The organism is Candidatus Thermoplasmatota archaeon, from assembly GCA_022848865.1.
GTDB lineage: Archaea > Thermoplasmatota > Thermoplasmata > RBG-16-68-12 > JAGMCJ01 > JAGMCJ01.
The window spans coordinates 5,959-11,141 of the sequence record JAJISE010000055.1 but is presented as its reverse complement, the minus strand read 5'-3'; the positions used below and the strand labels follow the sequence as shown (position 1 = coordinate 11,141).

At 53.6% G+C, this 5,183-nt stretch carries 5 protein-coding genes; all 5 read right to left on the bottom strand.

What is annotated here, in order from left to right; genetic code table 11:
* Nucleotides 1-188, bottom strand: a 188-nt coding sequence (locus tag LN415_08860; protein MCJ2557196.1) for a hypothetical protein, incomplete at its 3' end; no start/stop codon positions are given.
* 11 nt (nucleotides 189-199) lie between these two features.
* The gene (locus tag LN415_08855) at nucleotides 200-1,915 is read right to left on the bottom strand and encodes a hypothetical protein (protein MCJ2557195.1); all 1,716 of its coding nucleotides are present in this window, start codon (nucleotides 1,913-1,915) and stop codon (nucleotides 200-202) included.
* An 89-nt stretch (nucleotides 1,916-2,004) separates the two neighbouring features.
* Nucleotides 2,005-3,162, bottom strand: coding sequence for a glycosyltransferase family 4 protein (locus tag LN415_08850; protein MCJ2557194.1), 1,158 nt, complete (start codon nucleotides 3,160-3,162; stop codon nucleotides 2,005-2,007).
* Nucleotides 3,159-4,226 (bottom strand): DUF354 domain-containing protein, encoded by a 1,068-nt coding sequence (locus tag LN415_08845; GenBank protein ID MCJ2557193.1) that lies wholly within the window; start codon nucleotides 4,224-4,226, stop codon nucleotides 3,159-3,161. Before LN415_08845 ends, LN415_08850 begins: the two co-directional genes overlap by 4 nt.
* A 55-nt stretch (nucleotides 4,227-4,281) precedes the next feature.
* On the bottom strand, nucleotides 4,282-5,183 hold a 902-nt coding region (locus LN415_08840; GenBank protein ID MCJ2557192.1), incomplete at its 5' end, for a GNAT family N-acetyltransferase.

Genomic DNA, 5,183 nt, shown 5'->3' with positions numbered 1-5,183 from the left:
CCTTCGGCGAGAAATCCAGGAAAACTCCGCCGCATATGAGTCGGTCCGGCCGTGCCTTCTCCCTCTTCAGCAACTACAACGCAAACTGCATCTTCGCGCTTTCTGAGTTCACTGGAAAGGCCGTCAAGATACGTGGATATGCCACCCAATACAGGCCTAGCAAATGGTGTGATCATCAGGACCTTCAATTGAGAGCCTCCTAGTTGTAGTACCAAAGAGCATGATTCTCGTTCTCGAAAACTCTGTACCGCGCATTCTCACCATGCTGCATTCCTACGAGAAATGGCGAAGGTCTCAAGACGTAGGAGAAGAAATGATTAGGCATACGACTGTTCACGAAGATGTAATGAATCGAATATTTCTCAACTTCCTCATCCACGATAGCACTCGAGGGCGGATTGTAGAAGATTGACTCCCAGTCAATCAACGCATTGGGAGCGTTTGTTGCCGTTATGATTTCGTCTGTGTTGAAGGTGATTTCATCGTAGTCGAGTCTTCTAACCTCCAAGTCCGAGGCCGGGAAGAAAAGCAGGTTCTCGTATCTTTCTGTGCCGAAAATCAACTGTTGGGCGCTGTACCAATGTGTTGAAGCGCCGCCAAAAGGAAGTGCCCCTCTCCCGGAAATCGCTACGGCGCTTCCTCCAATTAGGCCATCGTTTGTGGCGATTATCCCGGTGGTTCTTGACTTGATGTATATGGCTGCGTCATAAGTGTCCTCAGAGATCTGGTCGTCAGTTCTGTACTTGTGTCTCCAATAATCCTTCATTTCCCAAGAGAAACCCGCAGAGGCCACCAGCAGTATGATGGCAAGGACACCGATCATCTTGCCACCCTTTCTAAGAACCAGAGGAGGATAGACCATTGCGAAGGCGATGAGGAAGACAAAGAAGAGTATCATGAACTCGGAGATGTAGTCTCTGAGCGAGAGAAAGGGTATGAGTATGAACACCAGCATCAGGATGTATTTCTGGTGTACCTCCTTTGGCCGTTTCCAAGTGTACATCACCAATCCAATGATCGTCAAGGGTGCCAGGAGGCCCACCTTCCCGGTGAAGTTCACGCCCATGTTCAGCAGCAATACGGGAACCGATTCGCCTTCGAAGAACGTCCCCAGGCGATATTCTTCTCGTATATCGAAACCGCCATAGCCTGGAAATAAAATCTGCACATAGAACAGGAGGAAGAAGCCGAGAAGGGCCACGAGGACGGCCATGGCCCTGAAGACCTTCTCATATTTCACCAGGGCGAATCTGATCTTCTGAGTGATTCTGTGAAGCGAAGGGATGAACCCAAAGGCGATGAACAGAAACACGCCCAAGAATCCCATTCGATGCATGGAGCAGATGAAGACGAATGCACATATGGCCAGGACGAGGTAGCGGGAGTCGCCAGACCTCAGCTGCTTCAACAGCAGGAGGGCTATCACCGGCAGGAAGGCCACGACAAAGCCTCTGGACGAGCCCACCCATGTTGTGTCCTTCAGAAAGAAGGGGGCTAGTGAGAACAGAAGGGCGACGACAAAGGCGTAGCGTTCATCCTTGATGATCTCTCTGGCCACGAGAAACGAAGAGACGGACCCAATGACCCCGAAGAGCGTCCCGAGGATGAGAATTGTGAGCTCGATACTCATTCCCGCCATCTCAGATATCACGGAAATCAGGAACGGAGCTGCACTGGGATAGGAGAGAGCGTACAGGCCGAAGAAAGACAATGGATTGAGCACCCATTTTGCATGGCCCTCCTGGGAGAGTGAGTTCGCCAGGCTGTGGATGAAGGTCGTATCGGCTCCCACCTCATGTGTGATTCCGATTGGATACCTGTAGATCAGGTTGACGAGCACTAGGACCGCCAGAAAGCAATACGTCGTCTTCCTGGACAGAATCCGCGATTTGATTGTCACAGCCGCAGTCGACATCGCTCAGATCAACCCTGGTTCTTGATTACAGAGGGCACGATCCTCAACCCGAAGGAACAGAGTCTGTTCACTTCCGATATCGCTTCGAATCATGCATCATCCCTTCTGAAGATCCTCAGAAGCGCATTAACATTCTCGCTTGAATATTTTTCCCTGATTATCCGCCGGTTGTTCTCTCCCAGTCTCGCTCCGAGTTCTCTGTCGTTCATCAGCGATTCGATGTTCTCCGCAAGGGCCTCATCATCGCCTTCGTCGATGAGGATTTCCTCGACAATCTCTGGTATTCCTGCGTGGCGAGTCGCAATGACCGGTTTCCCATATGCCATAGCCTCCATGAGAACAACTGGTATGCCCTCCTTGTCCCCGGATTCCGGCGTCTCGGATGGCAGGCAGAAGACATCGCAACCTTGATACAGCTCCTTCAACGCGTCATCCGGCACCTTCCCCAGGAATTCGACCTTGTCCTGTATTCCGATTCGGGAGACCATTGACTTCAGGTCCAAGGGTCCACCGCCAACAACCTGGAGTCTGACGTCAAGGTCCCTAAGCCTCGCAACAGCTCTGAAGAGGGTCCCGTGACCTTTCTTCTCAACGAATCTCGAGACTATGAGTATCGTGAAGGGACCGGAGCGAGAACGTGCGGGTTCCTCGTCGAGGCCTTTGTCGGTGAAGAGCCGGATTGTGTGGACCTTTTCCGGGGGGGCTCCATATTCCCGCTCGAGCACTCTTCTATTGTAGTCGGATATCGTGATCACGTCACCGATCCTGTCCAGCACGTGTCTGAAAAGCCTGGGGTTCGGGTTGTTGTACAGCTCGTACGCGTGGATTGTGACGGATACCGGCAGGTCGAGCATCTGCCCGATGAAGTAGCCGATGAAGAGCTTGTGGTCGCCGAAGTGACAGTGTATTCTCGTGATGCCCTCTTCCTCCATATGATTGGAGAAGTCCAATGCAAGAGCGACATCCACCCAAGCCCGAAACCTGGCGGCCTCGATCAGGACACGCAAGAGAGACCTGGGCCTACGGAACAAGGACTTGGCAAAGCCGAGAACTAACGTTCCAGCTCCGAAGCGACGGAGCTTCCACTGGCTGTGAGGCATGTATGGACCTTTCCCGACCTTCGTGGGATACAGCAAGAAAGTGAGCCCGTGTCTCTCGAGCTCTTCCAGCTCTCTGAAAACGAAGCTGTGGATTCCGCTCTTCATCGAGACCAGATAGGCAACCCTGGGGCGGGACGCGTTCGTCATAGTGATCCGCTAACCTTCATCCTCTCGAAGCTCTCAGGCCATCCGAGCACGAAATCGACGATGAACTTCGTCACGTCCACCTTCTCTTTAAGGAGCTTCTCCCTCCTTGATTTCCATTTCTCGTGCAGCTGAGGGTCTTCGAGCAATTCCATCGCCTTCTCCCTGGCCTTCTCCGCGTCTGTGAAATGATAGCCGAGGCCGTATTTCTGCTCCTGGTCGGCAAGGTAGCCGCGGTCTGTCTTGGACACGAATATCCAAGGGACGCCCAGGACGCCGGCCTCCGAGGCCATCGTAGCGCCTTCGCCGATGTACATCCGCGCGAAAGGCAGAATGTCAAGGAGTCGGTGCGGAGGGATCCGAAGAACATACTTGCTCAGGTCCGGGGACAGCGAGTGTTCCGACATGACGAACACCCGCCCAAACTCTTCCAAGTCCTTGAGCAACCGCATCAGTGAATCGTCTCCCCAAGCCGACACCCCCCGCCAACCAATGTCATGACTGGAATCCAGGGAGGAGAACCGGACGAGGAAGAAGGATTCGCCTTCCTGCAGTCCGACTTCGGAGAGAATCGACTTGTCGGGCTCGAAGTAGTTTGGATGGAGATAGGCCAGCTCGTGGTAGCCATCGTATCTGATGTGCTTGTCTCCCAGGTCGAGAGAGAAGCATGACGGAGTGCAGACCGCCGATACGAACGGAAGCATGCTCTTGATTACGAGAGTCGCGATCTCGGTATCGCTGAATGCGATGGAGGGGATCCCCGAGAGCTTCGCTGCGTGGGAGGCATAAGGGATTCCGGTGCTGACCACAATGTCGGGATCGAACTCCTTGATCAGTCGGACCATTCGAAAGTCTTTCCTCACAGTGTCCAGAGACTTCGCAAGAAGGTCTTTCTGACTGGGTCCAATGGACACGTGGGGAAGCCCGTAGTGGGAAAGGAGGTCCTTCGTGATCTCCTTCTCGATGCAACCGATTCTGATGTCGTGACCTTCGTCCTGCATCAATCTGATGGGGTTCCTGAATAGGTGAACGTGAGCGGGATGACCCAAGAGAAACAAGATTCTCATTGGAACCCTCCAAATCGGGCCCTTGCCCTCAAAGACGCGCATACACCGTTTCTTTTCATAACAGTCTCCGGTAAAAGCGGAACATCTTCTTACTGAACGAAAACAGGGTCGGCTTATAAACCTTCTCGAACCTGCCTGGCTCAGTCATTTCCCCGCCGAATCTTCGCTTGAATTCTCGAGGACCGTACTCCTCATCGGGAGAGCCTGCCCCTCCGAAATCGAAGGTCTCATAGCCTTTGGAGATCCCCCACTTGAGGATGTCCCACACGAGGAATTCGTCGGCCTTTTTCGCTCTCTCTTCTGTCACTGACCCAGCATACCAATCGTACATGGTTCTTCTGAAGAGAAGGGCGGCCCTGCAGGCGACCGTTCTCCCCTCGGAGTTGCAGAGAAGGAACCTCGCTTCTTGGAGGGGTCGTAGGATCCTGAAAGCGGAAGTGAAAAGGGATTTGTCGGCAAGGGGCATTCCTAAGCTGGAATAGGTCTCCTTCAGGATGTCATAGAACTCGTCTATCTGCCTTTCCTCCGTTATCTCGGTCACCTCGAGGCCAGTCTTCTCCGCCCTTGAGATCCCCTTCCTCCTTCCTTTCGACATTCCGGACCAGATCTCTTCCTCGCTCTTTCGGAGGTCGAGATGATAGTTGAGATGTGCGGCAAAGGAGTAGCCTGACGATTCGAACAGAGGGACCGCTTCCGCCGGTTTCTGCAGATTTCTGATTTCCGTGTAGAGAGCCCTCTTGGAAACGAGGTCATCGAGACCGCGCAGTAGCGTCGGCGCACAGCTCGGCTTTGAGAGAAGGGGACCACCCTGCACGATGCATCTGCTGCTGAACGGCTTCATGGGCCATCCCCCGCTCCAGATCAGGCTCGCGAGCGCCAGACCCTGAATGCGGCCTTCTTCCACCGCGAATACCGAGACCGGTTCGTGGCGGACAGTGCTTTCATAGACGCTTGCCA